This window comes from Vibrio sp. vnigr-6D03 (genome assembly GCF_002835515.1).
GTDB lineage: Bacteria > Pseudomonadota > Gammaproteobacteria > Enterobacterales > Vibrionaceae > Vibrio > Vibrio penaeicida.
The window spans coordinates 1-17,884 of sequence record NZ_PIZL01000013.1 but is presented as its reverse complement, the minus strand read 5'-3'; the positions used below and the strand labels follow the sequence as shown (position 1 = coordinate 17,884).

The 17,884-nt window shown below is 42.8% G+C and carries 16 protein-coding genes; 7 read left to right on the top strand and 9 right to left on the bottom strand.

What is annotated here, in order from left to right; translation table 11 throughout:
* Positions 1-187 precede the first annotated feature (187 nt).
* Positions 188-1,249: a protease SohB gene (gene sohB, locus CW749_RS10660; RefSeq protein ID WP_101112025.1), complete on the bottom strand. Its 1,062-nt coding sequence runs from the start codon at positions 1,247-1,249 to the stop codon at positions 188-190.
* 144 nt (positions 1,250-1,393) lie between these two features.
* Between sohB and CW749_RS10655 the strand changes: the two genes are divergently transcribed.
* Positions 1,394-2,137 (top strand): YciK family oxidoreductase, encoded by a 744-nt coding sequence (locus tag CW749_RS10655; protein WP_101112024.1) that lies wholly within the window; start codon positions 1,394-1,396, stop codon positions 2,135-2,137.
* A gap of 76 nt (positions 2,138-2,213) precedes the next feature.
* Here CW749_RS10655 and CW749_RS10650 read toward each other — a convergent pair whose 3' ends face one another.
* Positions 2,214-3,152, bottom strand: a complete 939-nt coding sequence (locus CW749_RS10650) for a chemotaxis protein CheV (RefSeq protein WP_101112023.1) — start codon at positions 3,150-3,152, stop codon at positions 2,214-2,216.
* Between the two features lie 102 nt (positions 3,153-3,254).
* The gene (locus tag CW749_RS10645) at positions 3,255-4,469 is read right to left on the bottom strand and encodes an ROK family protein (protein WP_101112298.1); all 1,215 of its coding nucleotides are present in this window, start codon (positions 4,467-4,469) and stop codon (positions 3,255-3,257) included.
* A gap of 256 nt (positions 4,470-4,725) precedes the next feature.
* On the opposite strand from CW749_RS10645, the gene pyk reads away from it, so the two are divergent.
* Positions 4,726-6,171 carry a pyruvate kinase gene (gene pyk / locus CW749_RS10640; RefSeq protein WP_101112022.1) on the top strand — a complete coding sequence of 482 codons (1,446 nt, stop codon included), beginning with the start codon at positions 4,726-4,728 and terminating at the stop codon, positions 6,169-6,171.
* Between the two features lie 98 nt (positions 6,172-6,269).
* On the opposite strand, the gene CW749_RS10635 is transcribed toward pyk, so the two are convergent.
* Positions 6,270-7,427 (bottom strand): patatin-like phospholipase family protein, encoded by a 1,158-nt coding sequence (locus CW749_RS10635; RefSeq protein ID WP_101112021.1) that lies wholly within the window; start codon positions 7,425-7,427, stop codon positions 6,270-6,272.
* A gap of 683 nt (positions 7,428-8,110) precedes the next feature.
* Between CW749_RS10635 and CW749_RS10625 the strand changes: the two genes are divergently transcribed.
* Together CW749_RS10625 and CW749_RS28075 are read left to right on the top strand one after the other, a co-directional pair.
* Positions 8,111-9,577, top strand: coding sequence for a sodium-dependent transporter (locus tag CW749_RS10625; RefSeq protein WP_101112019.1), 1,467 nt, complete (start codon positions 8,111-8,113; stop codon positions 9,575-9,577).
* Positions 9,574-9,672 (top strand): MetS family NSS transporter small subunit, encoded by a 99-nt coding sequence (locus CW749_RS28075; RefSeq protein WP_104399330.1) that lies wholly within the window; start codon positions 9,574-9,576, stop codon positions 9,670-9,672. Before CW749_RS10625 ends, CW749_RS28075 begins: the two co-directional genes overlap by 4 nt.
* A gap of 65 nt (positions 9,673-9,737) precedes the next feature.
* Here CW749_RS28075 and CW749_RS10620 read toward each other — a convergent pair whose 3' ends face one another.
* From CW749_RS10620 to hutW, 4 genes are all read right to left on the bottom strand, one after another.
* Positions 9,738-10,190 carry a hypothetical protein gene (locus CW749_RS10620; RefSeq protein WP_101112018.1) on the bottom strand — a complete coding sequence of 151 codons (453 nt, stop codon included), beginning with the start codon at positions 10,188-10,190 and terminating at the stop codon, positions 9,738-9,740.
* 252 nt (positions 10,191-10,442) lie between these two features.
* A complete protein-coding gene (gene hutZ, locus CW749_RS10615) occupies positions 10,443-10,973 on the bottom strand; it encodes a heme utilization protein HutZ (protein WP_101112297.1) in 531 nt (176 codons plus the stop codon).
* Positions 10,974-11,072: 99 nt separating this feature from the next.
* On the bottom strand, positions 11,073-11,594 hold the full coding sequence (gene hutX, locus CW749_RS10610) for a heme utilization cystosolic carrier protein HutX (RefSeq protein ID WP_180958391.1): 522 nt from the start codon (positions 11,592-11,594) through the stop codon (positions 11,073-11,075).
* Positions 11,595-11,598: 4 nt separating this feature from the next.
* The gene (hutW, locus tag CW749_RS10605; protein WP_101112016.1) at positions 11,599-12,963 is read right to left on the bottom strand and encodes a heme anaerobic degradation radical SAM methyltransferase ChuW/HutW; all 1,365 of its coding nucleotides are present in this window, start codon (positions 12,961-12,963) and stop codon (positions 11,599-11,601) included.
* A gap of 195 nt (positions 12,964-13,158) precedes the next feature.
* On the opposite strand from hutW, the gene CW749_RS10600 reads away from it, so the two are divergent.
* The 3 genes from CW749_RS10600 to CW749_RS10590 are packed head-to-tail and all read left to right on the top strand — an operon-like array spanning position 13,159 to position 15,841.
* A complete protein-coding gene (locus CW749_RS10600) occupies positions 13,159-14,025 on the top strand; it encodes a hemin ABC transporter substrate-binding protein (protein WP_101112015.1) in 867 nt (288 codons plus the stop codon).
* Positions 14,025-15,062: an iron ABC transporter permease gene (locus CW749_RS10595; RefSeq protein ID WP_180958390.1), complete on the top strand. Its 1,038-nt coding sequence runs from the start codon at positions 14,025-14,027 to the stop codon at positions 15,060-15,062. Before CW749_RS10600 ends, CW749_RS10595 begins: the two co-directional genes overlap by 1 nt.
* A 5-nt stretch (positions 15,063-15,067) precedes the next feature.
* A complete protein-coding gene (locus CW749_RS10590; RefSeq protein ID WP_101112296.1) occupies positions 15,068-15,841 on the top strand; it encodes a heme ABC transporter ATP-binding protein in 774 nt (257 codons plus the stop codon).
* Positions 15,842-15,910: 69 nt separating this feature from the next.
* Here CW749_RS10590 and ptsG read toward each other — a convergent pair whose 3' ends face one another.
* Positions 15,911-17,410 (bottom strand): PTS glucose transporter subunit IIBC, encoded by a 1,500-nt coding sequence (gene ptsG, locus CW749_RS10585; RefSeq protein ID WP_101112013.1) that lies wholly within the window; start codon positions 17,408-17,410, stop codon positions 15,911-15,913.
* Positions 17,411-17,884: the final 474 nt, after the last annotated feature.

Genomic DNA, 17,884 nt, shown 5'->3' with positions numbered 1-17,884 from the left:
AACACTTTAGTGAGCATTCGCTTTTATCGGCGCGCTATTATACCGAAAGCTATGGTGAATAAAACACAAAAAAGTCCGTATATTAAGGTGTGTGCTTTCTACAACTTTCTGTTTATTCGAGAAATTGTAATACCACTTACACCAAACGGACTTTTCTTCAAAATATAAGACCTTGCTAAATTATAGCTTAAAGAATAGGTCTTTGACCTTTCGATACCCACTTCATGATCACGTTATCAACAATGTCTGCACTTGCCCCAGTAAGCTTGTCAGACAATTTTTTCTTTTGAACATAATGTATCGCTAAGACAGTTTTATCTTTGCATGCTTGCATAACCAAATCGTCGGACGTCGAAATCTCGTCGACCAAACCAAGATCTTTTGCCTGAGTACCAAACCAATGCTCACCCGTCGCCACTTTATCTAATTCAAGAGAGGGTCTGCGCTCGCGAATAAAGTTTTTAAACAGACCATGAGTTTCTTCCAACTCTTCTTTAAATTTTTCACGGGCCTTATCGGTATTCTCACCAAACATGGTTAAGGTGCGCTTATATTCACCAGCAGTAAGTTGCTCATAGTCAATATCATGCTTTTTAAGCAATTTGTTGAAGTTAGGCAACTGAGCAATAACACCGATTGATCCGACTACTGCAAATGGGGCAGAAATAATCTTATCGGCGACACACGCCATCATGTATCCCCCACTTGCCGCAACTTTATCGACAGAAATGGTTAATGGAAGGTTCGCTGCTTTTAGTCGATCAAGCTGAGAAGACGCTAGACCGTACGCATGTACCATGCCGCCACCAGACTCAAGCTTCACCAAGACTTCATCGCCGTCTTGCGCTACAGCGATAATGGCACTGATTTCTTCACGAAGCGCTGCCACTTCTTTTGCGTCGATCGAACCGTTAAAATCAAGTACAAACAAGTGCGGTTTTCGATTTGCTTCTAGCTCACCACCCTTTGCCGCTTTTTTAACTTCTTTTTCTCGCTCTTTGTCCTTTTCTTTTTGTGCTTTCTTATCTGCTTTATGTTTGGCTTTTAAATAAGCGTCGTCATGCAAATGATGCTCTAGCTGTTCAACGCTGTGCTCGTATCGCTCAGTCAGGTTTGTGACTTCAAGCTCGCCTTTTGCACCAGCTTGCTTTCCGCTCACTGACTTAACAACCACCAGCAAAACCACGACCGCAGCCAGTAATGTGACGATCTTAGCTAAAAATAATCCGTAATCTAACAAAAATTCCAATGTGATATCCCCAAAAGAATGAATTGGTGTATTGTAACGATCTTGTCACGATTACCAATAGTTAAAACCGAAATACCTTGATGACCTATCAAATACTTATGAGTCTGCAAGGTGGTTAAAGATTCATTAAACAAGGTGAGAAAAGTGGATTATTCAATCTCAGAGAAAGCCCTAGAAGGAAGAGTAATTTTAGTGACCGGTGCAGGTGCTGGCATAGGGAAACAAGCAGCATTAAGCTACGCGCAACATGGTGCGACCGTAATATTACTTGGTCGAACTGTTGCGAAACTAGAAAAAACTTATGATGAAATTGAAGCTTTAGGCGCTCCCCAACCTGCCATTATTCCCCTTGATATGAAAGGCGCTAGCAAACAAAACTATATTGATATGGTAGAGACAATTGAAGGTCAATTCGGACGTTTAGATGGTGTTCTACACAATGCCAGCCTATTAGGTGTTATTAGCCCATTTGACCAAATCGGAGAAGATACATACGACGATGTAATGCAGGTCAACGTAAAAGCTCAATTTCTGATGACCCAAGCGGTCTTACCTCTGCTCAAAAAATCCCCTGATGCTCGACTTGTCTTCACATCTTCAACGGTCGGGCATGATGGTCGCGCTTTTTGGGGGACTTACGCAATGTCCAAGTTTGCGACTGAAGGAATGATGCAAGTCTTAGCTGATGAGTTAGAAGAAACGAATGTACAAGTTAACGCTATAAATCCAGGCGGAACTCGAACAGGAATGCGAGCCAAAGCCTACCCTGCAGAAGATGTTGAGCTGCTAAAAACGCCTTTAGACATTATGCCTTTGTATTTGTACTTGATGGCTCCTGAAGGGAAAGCGGTTAACGGGCAGTGCATCGACGCGCAACCTAAAAAATAGAATTAAATTCCTGAAGCCAAAAAGGTTGGCTTTAAGAAGTTCATAAAACAAAAAACCCGGCGGCTGCCGGGTTTTTCTAAAGAATGTCTCTCAACCTATCTTGGGTAACTTTTACCAATACATCGGGTTGAAACTTCGATATAAATTTATTACACCCTACTTTCTCAACCATCGCTTCATTGAAGCTCCCACTCAAAGAGGTATTGAGAGTGATGTATAAGTCTTTCATACGCGGGTCACTTCGTACTTCATGGGTCAGCTTGTAGCCATCCATTTCTGGCATCTCTGCATCGGTGATCATCAGAAGAAGTTCTCTGGCAACATCTTTTCCTTCATCACACCAAGATTTAAGTAGAGTCAGCGCTTCTAAGCCATCATTACATTCTAAAATCTCTAAACCAAGTTGGCTTAGCGTACCTTTCACTTGGTTTCTTGCTGTAGAAGAATCATCAACGATGAGGATTTTTCGACCCGACATCTGTTGAGACAGATCTTCATCTAAAACGCCATCAGAAATCGACACATCATAATCAACAATTTCAGCCAATACTTTTTCAACATCAATGATTTCAACGATACGCTTTTGTTCGTTCTCAACAATGTTGGTGATTGCGGTTAAGTAATTAGCTCGACCCGCGGTTTTTGGCGGTGGTTGAATCTCGGTCCAAGCTGTGTTTATGATGTTTCTTACTTGGCCAACCAGAAAGCCTTGAATAGTCCGGTTGTATTCGGTGATGATCAAGTTTTGCTCTTCTTCATCTTGCATAGGTCTAAAACCAATAGCAGCCCGAAGATCGATAACAGGAAGAGACTCCCCTCGCAATGAAGCAACACCCGTTATGTAGTGATGTGAGCCTGGCAATTTGGTGAGAGGAGGAAGCTTTAAAACTTCACGGACCTTAAAAACGTTTACAGCAAAGATTTGTGAGCTATTGAGCTGGAACAATAACAGCTCCAATCGGTTTTCACCGACTAGCTGTGTTCTTTGGTCAACGCTGCTTAATACTCCAGACATAAAGTTTCTCACTCATTTATCAATAATTACAGAGTACAGCATCAATTGCATCTGCGCCATATTGTGAACCAACAAAACAGGTTCAACCTATACAGGATTAGCTTACCCTTCAACCACTTTCATGAGCAGTTGACCATCATACATAGCTTGTTTAATCAAAGCGGCACCCGGCATCGTTGCTTCTGTATAGAAACGACTCTCCTCCAATTGTAGGTCTTGATGGTAAACTGGCAAGGTTTGAGTCTCGATACATTCTTGAATCACGGGATACAAAATCGATCTCGCCTGATTAATCACACCGCCAATCAACACTTTTTCGGGGTTAAATAAATTGATAACAATAGCAACCGCAGCCCCAAGATAACGTCCTAACTGCTGTATTTCTTCAATGGCTAATTGATCGCCCGATTCGGCTGCTTCGCAAATACTTTCGACGGTTACGTTATCGCGAGGAATGGAAGTATGGTCACCTTTTTCAATTCGCGCAGCCACGACTTCTCTGAGCGCTTTTGAGCTTGCGAGTGTTTCGAGGCATCCTATATTGCCACAATGACACTGGTTACCTTTTGGGTCGATTTGGATATGCCCCAGCTCTCCGATATTGCCATGACGCCCCTGTAAAACTCGCCCATCCAGTATGATACCAGCGCCTAAACCGTGATGAATGGAAATCAGTACTGAATTATCGACACTTTGAGAGTTGCCAAACAACTTTTCAGCCAGCGCCCAAGCCCGAGTATCATTCGCAATAAACACAGGGAGCCCTGTCGCTTTATAGATTTCTGGTCCCAACGCTAAGTTATTCACGTTGTAATGTGGCATTTGTAACACCACACCTTTATCAGAATCCACTAAGCCTGGAAGGGTAAGTGCAATACTCGTTACCCGATCTAGTTTGTCGGAGTAACCTTGGAAAAATTCTTCAATTTCATGAAGAAGTCTTTCCAACACATCTTCTTGCTCTATTTCCTCAATGGTGATTTTTGTATCCACCAGCACAGAGCCGCCATGCTCATGTAAGGCAATCGTTAAATAACCACGCCCTAAACGCATAGACAGAAACTGCCACCCTTCGTTATTGGTTTGAAGACCAACAGCAGGACGACCACGGCTTGTCGCTTCTTGCACCGTCGTTTCGTGAATTAGGTGAGCATCAATGAGCTCTCTGGTAATTTTAGTAATACTGGCTGGTGCCAGCTCGCTGGTTTTGGATAAGTCTATACGAGAAATAGGACCTTTAAGGTCTATCAATTTATATACACGGCCAGCATTGACCTGCTTGATATGATCAATATGGCCTGGTTGAGCCATGTACATAGAAAACTCCGAAGATTGTAAACCCACTAATTTTTTTACTTTGAAAAGTAATTGTGAAGCGGCTTGATCCATCGTCGTGACTCCCATCACGTATCTATCAGATCTTTTTATACAAGTTTGAATTTAGACATTTTTTAAAGACTAGAATAGTGATCAAGTCGATGTTTTTTTGCGCACGAAAATATCTCTCAATCGCTACACTAATTCATACAAGAACAAAAATGCATGGAAAATTCGCGATCAAACGGAGAATGATATGTCTAAATTACTCAGACGAACAAAAATTGTTGCTACCTTGGGTCCCTCAACAGACAAAGGCAACAATTTAAAAGAGATAATAGAAGCAGGCGCTAATGTTGTAAGGATGAATTTTTCTCACGGAAGTTCAGAAGACCACATACATCGCGCGCAAAAAGTCCGACAAATCGCTGCAAAACTTGGAACACATGTTGCCATATTAGGTGACTTACAAGGTCCTAAAATTCGAGTATCAACATTTAAAGACAATAAGGTCAACTTAGACGTTGGAGCAAAATTTGTCTTAGATGCAGAGCTGCTACCTGGCGAAGGATCGGTCGCATCAGTCGGCGTTGACTATAAAGAGTTGCCAAAAGATGTATCCAAAGGAGATGTCCTTCTTCTGGATGATGGTCGCGTACAGTTGAAGGTCATGTCAGTAGAAAATACCAGAGTCCACACAACGGTTCTCGTCGGTGGTCCTCTTTCAAACAACAAAGGAATAAATAAAAAAGGGGGTGGACTGTCTGCCGAAGCACTGACAGATAAGGACAAAGCCGACATTCTTACTGCCGCAAAAATAAAAGTCGACTACCTTGCCGTTTCTTTCCCTCGCAATGGCGAAGATATGAGATACGCTCGCAGGCTCGCCACCGACGCAGGGCTGAGTGCAAAGCTGGTAGCCAAAGTAGAAAGAGCCGAATCCGTTGAAGACGAAGAAAGCATGGATGATATTATTTCCGCATCAGACGCGGTTATGGTAGCGAGGGGTGATCTCGGTGTTGAAATCGGAGACCCAGAACTCGTAGGCGTGCAAAAACAACTCATACTTCGTGCTCGACGACTCAATCGTACCGTTATCACGGCAACCCAAATGATGGAATCCATGATTGAGAACCCACTTCCTACCCGAGCTGAAGTTATGGATGTCGCCAATGCAGTACTGGATGGTACTGACGCTGTAATGCTTTCTGGGGAAACTGCTGCGGGTAAGTATCCTGTCGAAACCGTTAAATCTATGGCTGAAGTGTGTATTGGTGCGGAAAAAATGCCTTCGCTCAACGTGTCTGGACACCGCTTAGAAACGAAATTTGAGTCAGCATCTGAAACTATTTCTATGGCAACCATGTATGCCGCAAACCACCTAGATGGCGTAAAAGCGATGGTGAGCCTAACGGAGTCAGGTAAAACTGTACTCATGATGTCTCGTTTAAGCTCCGGGCTTCCCATCTTCGCTCTGTCTCGCAATGAAGATACCCTTAATCGATGTACTTTATATCGTGGGGTGACTCCCGTTTACTTTGGTAGCGATGGTGCATCTGGCTTAGATACTACCTACTCTGCTCTGGAAACATTAAAAGGGAAAGGGTTATTGGATGTCGGTGATACTGTCATTATCACGCAAGGCGATGTCATGGACCTTATTGGATCTACCAACTGTATGAGAATCATTGAGGTAAGATAACGTCACTTAAATTGACGTAAATATTTCGATGTAAACATAGAAAGAGCAAGTAAAAAGGCTCATTAACTTGCTCTTTCTTCCGTCATTACCTTTTAAAGCTATGCAGAGCGAGGGTTCATATCAGACTCGGCTTGCAAAAACGTATTGACGAAATTATTACCGGCTTTTAATCCAAGCTCATAGTCCGCAAGAAGGGCTTCACGATCACTAAGTAGAGAAGTGGACTCAAGTGGAGATTCAGGGTGGATTTGAAGAATAAAACAATCATCAGGAGGCGAAGTCAGAAATTGTTGTGTCAATGAGTAAGTCTGATAATGCACCATCAACATATCCGCTAAACCAGAATCGAATGTTTCCCCCAACATATGACTTAAACGGTAAACGTCACCCGCGCCAAATAGCCATCGCCCACCATTCAAAAGCCTTGCTTGCGAAAGCAATTTGTTTTGTTGCGCAGATTGATTAAATCTTTCAATGAAGAAATCAGACCAATCATTTTTCCATTCTTGTACTTTGCTATCCCATTGGTTTTGCAAAGCATCGACAGACTGACGCAACCAAATAGGCATGCCGTCATTCACTGTAGCGGGAACATCATCTTTCGGTATTTCTTGTTCAAACGGCTCCGTTCTAATAACAACAATGCATCGACTTCCGGTCCTCCACGCTTCCTGTACGGGAATAGAAGCAGAGACGCCACCATCAAGGTATCGCTTACCATCAATCACGACCTCTCCTTTATACAGCCTAGGTATGGCACATGTTGCCTTTAGTACATTGACCCAGTTATCTTCAAGCATGGGAAGATAATGATCCTGTAAATGAACAGCATCCGTTACTGAAGCAAAAGCACTTTTCCCGACTAATTGACTTCTGCCCAGATCAACATCGAGCTTATATGGGTATTGGCTAACTTTATCCAGTGCCCAATCTATATCGAGCGTTTGCTTGTTTCGGATATAGCCAAACAGGCTAAAAAATTCTGGCTGAGTCGTCAGGTCTAGTAGAAACGAGCGACCAAGCCCAGCCTGCCTACAGATATAAGCACATAAATTCAACGCGCCAGCAGAAGTGCCGTAGTAAGTATTGAAGGGATCAAAATCAGAGAGGAGAAAGGCATCTAAAACACCAGCTGTGAAGATTCCACGTTGCCCACCACCTTGGGCAACCAGTGCTGTTTTACCACCAAAGTAATTTTGCAAACGTTGAGTATTAACATTGGTGGTAGAGTCGGTTACTACCCCTGTATTACTCATGCATGAACAATCTTAAGCAGTTGTAATGGCTATAACTGCAAACGCCACAAGCACAGTAAATACAACAATGGTTGTTCCAAGGGCAAATTTAAAATCAAAGTCCATACATCACCTCCGGTTATTAACAAATTAATAACAGCAGATACTCTTCCATTCAAGACTTCTCGCTATCCACGTTTTAAGTATGCTGCCAGTATCACATTTGAATTCTTTCATCACATTTCGATGAATTCAGTACACAAACATCAATATTTGCTCTTTTTTCCGTCAAATGAACTTTTCATATCCAAAGTTATAAATATTTATTAAATAGCTAATAATAGTTTTATAAGAAACGATAGAAGCAAAAAATTAGAATCATTCACTGATTTATTAGGTTTATGTCAAATTAAAGACAAGTAACAAACAATAATCCACACAATAGAAACTATTGCCTTACAACTGGTTAATGGGTAGTCTCGACTCTATGCATAGCGGAATGTTCCAGAATATGCACACACACATCGTAATAATCAGAATTAACCACTAAGTTACAACCCACAAATCAGAGTTAACCCCTAAGATATTGCCGTTTAACATACGATTCGTATCGTTCATATGACTCCAGAGCAATAACAAAACATAAAAGGGAACCGTTTTGTGGTGAAAATTTTGATCTTAGTAAAGTCGTTAGGAGTTACATAATGAAACGAGAACAATGGGGATCCCGTGCGGGCTTTATTCTTGCCGCAGTAGGATCAGCAATCGGGTTAGGGAACATTTGGCGTTTCCCTTACATGGCTTACGAGAACGGTGGCGGCGCATTTTTTATTCCATACCTTTTTGCCATGATCACCGCTGGTATCCCATTCATGATCCTAGAGTTCAGTATGGGACAGAAATATCGTGGTTCTGCACCGAAAACACTCGCAAAAATACATTCAAAATTTGAATGGCTTGGTTGGTTCCAAGTTGGTGTAGCCGCAGTTATTGCTGTGTACTACGTTGCCGTTATTGGATGGGCGATTTCTTATTTCGGAATGTCGTTTACTCAGGAGTGGGGAGAAGATACTAATGCATTCTTCTTCAGCGAATACTTGCAACTCGGCGACAACTCCCCGACGAATCTAGGCAGTATCCAATGGAAAATTGCCATTGCAATGCTTATTGCTTGGGGAATCACCTACGCTGCAATCGTTGGAGGCGTAAAGGCCGGTATCGAACGTGCTTCTAAGATTATGATGCCTGTTTTATTCATTATGGTTATCGCACTTATTGGTCGTATGGTATTTCTACCAGGCGCCCTAGATGGTGTGAACTATATGTTTGAACCTGATTTCAGTAAGATCTGGGACGTAAAAGTTTGGGCCGCTGCGTATGGTCAGATCTTTTTCACCTTGAGTATTGGTTTTGCCATTATGCTCGCTTACTCAAGCTACTTGCCTGAAAAATCAGACATAACAAACAACGCATTCATGACTGTTTTGATTAACTGCGGGTTCTCTATCCTTGCAGGTATCATGATATTCTCTGTGTTGGGCTATATGGCTCAGGAACAAGGCAAGCCACTTACTGAAGTTGTTTCAGCAGGTGTTGGCTTGGCTTTCGTAACACTTCCAGCTGCCATTAACTTACTTCCGGCACCTTATATTCTTGGTCCGCTGTTCTTCTTTGCTCTTGTTGTTGCTGGTTTGAGTTCTCACATTTCCATAATGGAAGCCGTAACATCTGCCATTATGGACAAACTAAATTGGAGCCGTAAGAAAGCGGCAAATATTGTCATCGGTGTAGGCCTTGTTGTTTCAATGGCATTTGCAACCAATGGTGGTTTGTTGCTACTTGACTTGGTTGACCATTTCGCGAACAACGTTGGTATTATGCTGGGTGGCTTCATTGAAATCTTGCTAATGGCTTGGTTGTTGAATAAAGTCGGCGATGTACGTGAATACGTGAATTCCACATCGGATTTCTCAATTGGCCAATGGTTCGACATTTGCCTACGTTTCATTACTCCAGTGATTTTAGCGATTATTTTGGTGACTAAACTGAACGCGCTATTCACAGAAGGCTATGGCGGCTACGACCTGACGCTAGGTTGGGCACTCATTGCTGCATTATTTGTATTCGGTCTAATTATTAACGCTACGAGCAGTAAGGAGAGCAACGCATGACAACAAGTGCAATCATCATGATGGTTTTAGGCTTAGGCATTACTTGGGGTGGCGCGGCCATCTGCATCAAACGTGCAATGAATAAGCAAGATTAAAATCTCTACTCTATTTACGTTAAATGCCGGCTAAAATAGCCGGCATTTTCTATTCTTCAATCTGCTCAAAACGCATAACGAATGCCTAACGAAGCATCTAAACCGAGATTCAGTCCTTTATGCACATTTAACCCTGGTGCTACCTGAGCATAAGCATCCCAGCCATTAGCAAAATCCCAATCTAACCCCAAAGGCAGTCTTGGACCAAAGCTTTCCTCCCACCCAATCCAGCCACCTGCACCAAAATACCAAGTGAATGGAACATCAGAGGATTCAAAGCGTCCTTTTTTTAGTAGATAGTCGGCAGACACGCCATGATTGCCAATAGCAAAATTATAGGTGTCTTGATATTGAGCAACCGCACTCAGCCCTTGATCGATTGCCATACCAAACTTCCAATCCCCACTTGGTGACGATTCAGCCATTGCAGTTTGAGATATTCCTATTGTTAGCGCGAATACGCTTAGAGATAGTGATCTTAGCGACAAAGTATTTAGCGATAACGTAAGTCGATTCATTTTCAACCCTCACATATTTTCATTGCGCGGATTGTGCGTAAATCTCTCGAAAGGGTAAATAGGAAAGACGTAAGGTTTCTGTAAAAACATTAAACACTAGAGCTCATGAACACGATGGTGTTCGAGTGTACAAACTCTTGCTGTTGAGAAATCCATTTTTATCGGCTTGGAAAACAAAAAAAAGACCAGCATTGCTGATCTTTTCCTCTGGTCTCTTCGCTTGACGCAAAGTTAGGTCCTACTGAGCATATCTTAATCTTGTTCGGCTTTTTTGTGACCTTCTTGAAGATGCACAACATCAACTAAATCATCACCAGATACTTGGAACGCTTGACCAAAACCTTTAACAAATAACCCTTGTATTGGCGTTAGTTTAAAGAGTTTAAAATCTTGAAGCTGGCTAAGACCATCAATGATATCGCCAAATCGACCTCTCATTTGATCGACAACTTCTCCCCAAAGTGCTTCTTCTCTATCAACGACTGATGCCGTAGCGTCAAATGTTAAGCGCTTGCGTGCGAATAATTGCTTAGATGAATCTTCATCTTCAATCATCATGATCGAAACTTGAGGGTTTTGACCTAGGTTTCTAGCGTGACGAGCAATCTCAGAAATCAAAACGAAATATCCGTTCTCATTCTGAACAAAAGGAGCATAACTAACATTTGGTCGGTTTTCGCCATCTACCGTAGCCAGTTGAAGTGTTTTTCGCTCTGCACGAAATTCTTTAATTTCTGGTCCCAAACGCGTTTGAAGACGCTCTTGCTTAACAACTTGATCCATCATTTTCTCTCCTACCACTTATTCTCAATCTAGCACGCTACTTTAAGTTTATTAATTTATGGAACCCCATTTATGTGGCGTAGCGTGTGACTATGTAATTTAGACGTACTGCTTTTTAAGCGCGTTAAATTTCTCTACCTGATCCGGAAGCAACTTCCGGCTTTCGTCTCGCCCTAGGTAAATTTTAAAGATGCTGTCACCTTGCTCTGTAAAAAATCCAAAGTAATGACTTTCTTTACCCCTAAACGGTTTACTAACAAGCGCAACGCTTTTCACAAGGTCTAGTTTTAAATGGCCATGCATTTCGCCTTTATCTCCCATAAGGTTGTAGTAGCCTCGTGCTACTTTTCCTTTCGGGAAAGGGGCTTTCACTTCAAATATTGATCCCATTGAGTGAACGATGGTGGTTACAGGTCCCCACCCTACAAGCCCTTCTAGAAGTTCCTGTGCGAACTCACCATCAATCATTGTCACCATACCTTCAGGCAACGAGCGAACAACATCATGTTCAGAAACGTCAAGCTGCTCCGCAACTGAAACAGGTAACAATGTTGGGTCTTGCTCTAAAATCTGTGCGACTTTCTGCTTTAGTTCATTTTTTTCCATAATCATTTCCAATATTGAGCTAAGCCACGCAGGCTTCTCTTTCGTAGTATTGCAATGCCTGAATCACTCCCTGAGCCAATGTAACCGACCAAAATGAGCCAGCAACTGTCAACGTAAGGTAGTCTCCTTCAAGGTTGACCAAGCCTTTTTCCTGCCAATTTTCAAACAATGGTCTTAGCCATGAAAACACTCCAGAATATCCGGCACTTTCAAGACCACTTGCACGTAGGACTCCAGAATCAAAGCCAGCTTTTACCTCGTCGTGCAAGTCGGCGTGCAAAGATCGGGGCATCATCATGGCGGCTGTCGGTAAGCCCGATTTCACTCGCTCATTATATTGATCGAGCGTACGTACATTCATCAATGAATACCCCGACAAATGTCCTCCCGCTCCACATCCAACAGGTAAAACCTCAGCAGATGTTTTTGCGATACTGTTATACAGACTACGTTCGCGGTTATCTCGAGCCCAATGGTTAACACTCAGTCGCTTGATGTGGTGCTTAGACATAAAATCCACACCCTGTGCGAACAATGCTGCCTTTTCGGGAGTTGATGCCGGCGGAGGCATTTTCCCTTTTTCAACTAAATTGATCATCGGAGCAGAGCCTCCAACCATCAATTGGTACAAATCAATGCCATGCGCACCTGTATCTATGTAATCCTTTAGATCTTGCTCAAAAACCTCACTATTCTGATGAGGCAAGCCATAGAGTAAATCGATAACAATGGGTGCAGCTTCTTGACGGCTCAGCTCAGATAAACGTTTAAGCACTACTTCTCTGTCATCTAAGCGTTTCGCTGTCCGGCGAACAAGCGTATTAAAACTCTGTACACCAAAAGAAAAGCGGTTAAACCCACCTTCCAAAGCATTATCAAACATTTCATCGCCGAAACGATTTATACGACCTTCAAGTGTAATTTCACAATCCGTGGTCAGTGGAAACAAGGTTCGAATCTTGGTTCCGAGAATCCTAATTTGCTCAGGTGACAGATCTGTTGGTGTTCCGCCACCTATATACACAGCATGAAACGCGTTGGACTGAGTCCAAGGTTGTTTCGCTTTATGTTCCAGTTCAACTAACAATGCAGAGAAATATTCATCGACCAGTTTCCGGCTTGCTGCATTCTGAAAGAAATTGCAAAACGTACAACGCACTCGGCAGAAAGGAACATGAACATAAAGGCATCTTTTTTTGCCAGCTACACCTTGTGTATCTGACAACACTTTTTTTAGCTGCTCGGATAGTTGCTCTTGAGAAAGTGGAGGCTGTGCATGAGCTCCAGCGTGTGCTGAATGCTTTTTCTCGAAGGCAAATCTCAACGGATCTGGGGTAGATGCACCCAATACAGATTCGTCCAGCATTTGAAGGTTTATAGTCATTTTTACTTACACGAATTGTGCCTCAAAAGGCTTAGATAACTAAGCTCGCAATATAGTAAGTTTCCGATTATGATAATGCAATTGATAATTAGTGTCATTCGTATCAGTATGTCACAACAGTGTATTTATTTCTAAAATCAACAATATGCAACAGTACAAACTGAAACTTTAACCAAAAAAAGAATATTTCACATTATGGACAAGACTCACTCATTCTTAAAAACTCTGACGATTGCACTGGCTTCTTTGCTAGCAAGTACATCTCTTATCGCCCAAGAGCGTCTTATCAGTGCGGGCTCAGCGGTAACTGAATTGGTTGACGCACTTGGTGCATCGTCCCAGCTTGTTGCCGTCGATGTCACAAGCGCACAACCAGAGGGAAAGCGCTTGCCTGTGATTGGTTATCATCGTCAATTGTCTGCAGAGGGTCTCTTAGCGTTGTCGCCAAACATGCTTATCGGCTCTGAAGAAATGGGACCAGAAACCACACTGACATTATTAAAGAATGCTGGCGTAAAAGTTGAAGTCGTTAATACCTCCCCTACTGTTGATGGTCTGCTAGAGCGAATTGATGAAGTGGCATCGATTACTCATACAAACGAAAAAGCAGGTGCACTAAAACAAACCGTGCAAGAAAAGATTGAGTCCATTCAAAACAACCACCCGGCCAAAGCCGAACAAAAACGTGTACTTTTCCTTCTAATTCATGAAGGTCGCCCTGCCAATGTTGCAGGTAGCGAAACGACCCCAGATGCGTTAATCACATTGGCTGGTGCACTTAACCCCGTGGCTCAATCCGTAAAGTCTTATAAACCCCTTTCAACTGAGTCTTTGGTAGAGATGCAGCCAGATGTCATTCTCGTCAGTGGACGAAGTTGGGAAAAACTGGGTGGTGCTGATGCAATATTGAAATCAATGCCCTTATTAGCCGCCACACCAGCAGGTAAAAACAAAGCTTTTATTACTATTGATGGACAAGCTTTAGTTGGCGGTTTGGGGCTTAAGACACTTGAAGAAGCTCAACGCGTAAATAAGATTTTATACGCACCTGAAAAGAACTAATCATGCTCAGACGAATTCCAATTTCAGCATTGTTGTTGCTGTTTTCTGCGTTATTGGTGTTTATTTCAGCAAGCTCTATTGCGGTTGGTCCAATGAACATCTCCATATTGGATAGCTTCAAAAGCTTACTCCCTTCACTTTTTGAATTGCCGAGCCATATTCAGGTAGTCATCACAGAAATACGTTTGCCTCGTACACTCATGTGTTTGATTATTGGTGCTATATTGGCGCTTTGTGGTGCCGTAATGCAGGGATTATTTCGCAACCCACTTGCCGAACCTGGTATTATTGGTGTGTCGGCGGGCGCAATGCTTGGGGCAGCCCTTGCAATGGTATTACTTGCAAGTTGGCTAGAAAATGCATCTGCCGTAGCGAGCCTTTTTGCAGTTCCAGTGTTTGCTTTTATTGGTGGCGTAATTACGACTATGATCGTGTACCGATTGGGTACGAGTAAGTTCGGTACATCAGTCACGATAATGCTATTAGCAGGCATTGCCATCAGTGCGCTAAGCGGTGCTGGTATTGGTTATCTGAACTTTGCTGCCGACGATCAAGCACTCCGCGACCTCTCTTTGTGGTCTATGGGCTCTCTCGCAGGTGCAACGTGGTCTGGAATAAGTCTAAGTGCTGCAACTCTTGCGTTACTCTATTTTGCCTTTCGACGTGAAGCTATGCCCTTAAACGCTATGTTGCTAGGAGAATCTGAAGCCGCGCACATGGGCGTAAACGTTCAGTCTTTTAAAAGACGGCTCATTATTATGTCAGCAATGGGCGTTGGGGTAGCAGTAAGCTTAACAGGTATCATAGGCTTCATTGGCTTGGTCGTTCCACACTTAATTAGAATGTTGGTAGGCCCCGATCATCGAAGCTTACTCCCACTATCTGCTTTGTTTGGTGCGCTGCTGTTAACCATGTCGGACATGATAGCTCGCGTGGCAGTGACTCCAGCTGAATTGCCTGTGGGGATTGTTACCGCTCTCATTGGTACACCTTTTTTCCTGTTCATTTTGGTTCAGCAAAGAGGGAAAATAATATGATGCCTCTGAATTCTCGAGTGTTGTCTGCACAGAATCTCGATTTAAGTTTTGGTAATCGAAAGATCATTGATAACCTTTCCATCGAAATTTTTTCAGGACAAGTAACAGCACTATTAGGTTCAAATGGTGCTGGAAAAAGTAGCCTTCTTAAATTGCTTAATGGTGAAATACCTTCTCACTCAGACATCCAATATTTAGGAAAATCACGCTCGAATTGGAATAAAAGTGAACTTGCGAAACACGTGGGTATACTGCCTCAACACAGTACTTTAAGTTTCCCTTTTCTAGCAAAAGAAGTGGTAGAGCTGGGCGCTATGCCGCTTAAGATCTCCCACTCTGATATTCAAACGCGCGCGACTGAGATGATGGAACAAGTCGATGTGTCGAATTTGGCAGATAGGCTCTACCCTTCACTCTCCGGAGGCGAAAAACAACGTGTCCATCTCGCACGAGTTCTTCTACAGCTCTCAAGCAGCGAAAATAAGATTCTTATGCTGGACGAGCCGACTTCGGCCCTCGATCTTGCTCATCAACACAGTACATTGAATCTTGCCAATAAGCTTGCAGCAGAAGGGGCAGCGGTCATTGTTGTTCTGCATGATCTCAATTTGGCAGCTCAGTATGCAGATAGATTAGTCTTCCTAAATAAAGGCAAAATAGTGGAAGATGGCGAACCTTGGTCGGCGCTAAAACCAAAGCTCATTGAAGAAGTTTATGGCTTTTCTACACTGATAGAGAAACACCCAAAAAGTGACTTTCCAGTGGTCTACCCTGCTTAATACCGCCATTAAAAAACAAAAAGCCAGCCTCGTAATAAGGCTGGCTTTGTTGGATAAGGCAAACGCAAATTAAGCGTTGTTGCGAATCCACTCATCCATGTCTGTTTTTAGATTGTCTGAACGAGTACCAAAGATAGCTTGTACACCACCAGAGACAACAACGACACCAGCCGCTCCCAGTTTTTTAAGCTGATCTTGATTAACTTGCTCCGTATCTGCTACTGATACACGCAATCGAGTGATACATGCATCTAAGCCAGTAATATTCGCTTTACCACCAAATGCTGATACTAGATCACCCGCTAGCTCTGTTCCAGTCGATACAACCACTTCTTCTTCAGATTCGCTTTCACGACCTGGCGTTTTTAGGTCCATCGCTACAATGACGGCACGGAAAACAAAGTAGTATATTGCGGCATAGCCCAAACCTACTGCAATCATTAGGAATTGCTTCTGCGCGTTTCCTGAAAGAACAATAAAATCGATCAAGCCATGTGAGAACGACGTACCGTGAACAAAGCCTAAGGTATTTGCAACAACGTATGCAGAACCAGCTAACAATGCGTGAATACCATAAAGCACAGGTGCAACGAACAAGAACGAGAACTCGATTGGTTCAGTAATACCCGTTAGGAATGATGTCAGAGCAGCAGATGCCATGATACCCATCACTTTCGCACGGTTTTCTGGTTTTGCACAATGAGCAATCGCTATCGCGGCTGCTGGCAAACCAAACATTTTGAACATGTATCCACCAGCAAGCTGACCAAAACCATTACCTGCTTCGCGAGATGCTTCATCAGCAACTAGGTAACAAGTAAGAACGCCGTTTTGAGCTTCACCAGCCGCATTCACACATGAGCCCGCTTCAAAGAAGAAAGGTACATTCCAAACGTGATGCAAGCCAAATGGAATCAATGAACGTTCAATCACGCCATAAATACCAAACGCAACTTGTGGATTTTGATGAGCAGCCCAATCCGAGAAAGTTTGCATAACAACAGCAACAGGTGGCCACACAATAGAAAGAGCTAACGCCAACGCAATGGCTAGAAAGCCAGTAATGATTGGCACCGCGCGTTTACCCGCAAAGAAACCCAAGTATTCAGGCAGCTGAATTTTGAAGAATCGATTAAATGACCAAGCAGCAATACCACCAACCAAGATCCCACCTAGAACACCGGTCTCATACTGTTTGGTAATGAGTTCAATGCTTCTGTCATCTAACACCTGCCCAGCAGCTAGAGCTGCTGCTTGTGCGGATTCGACATCCATTTGAGCAAGGACGCTCATGGTCGCAGCCATAATGCCGTAACCAACGATTGACGCCAACCCAGAAACACCGTCATTGTTCGTGAAGCCAAGAGCAACACCGACGGCAAACAGCAATGGCATCTGACCAAATACTGAACCACCCGCCTTTTCCATGAGATTAGAAACAACTTCTGGAATGAAACTTAAATCGGCAGCACCGACACCTAAGAGAATACCCGCGACCGGCAGCACAGAAACGGGAAGCATCAGCGCCTTACCTACTTTTTGTAGGTTAGCGAAAAGATTTTTAAACATGTTTATGCTCCAAATTGATTATTAGTATTTTGAACACTGACGGCACACCCCCGTAGCCTTGTACCATCCACAATCAATATCGATGTCGCGATATCAATCACTCTAGTAAACATGTCAGGTTTCAAAGGAACGAATTCCTGAGATGGATTATATTTTTAGCCTCTAAATATTTCGTGACCTAACTCACCCTTTAAATCTCATTCTGAAATTTAGTTCCAAAACAGTACCGTGATCACAATCGTAATTCTCTGATGCAAAGGATTGCAAACACATAAAGTATTGTTTTTAATTGATATATTCGAACTTTAGCTTTTAAGCATAAGGTAAACAAAAAATGAACACTTGTTATTTTACGTAACAAAATTACAAGTCATCAATTTTGTTATTTAATTCACCAACATATATGGTGAACATCAGCAAATGGGCTAATTAGAATAAAAAAAGGGAGCATAAGCTAATGCCGATCAGTTAAGG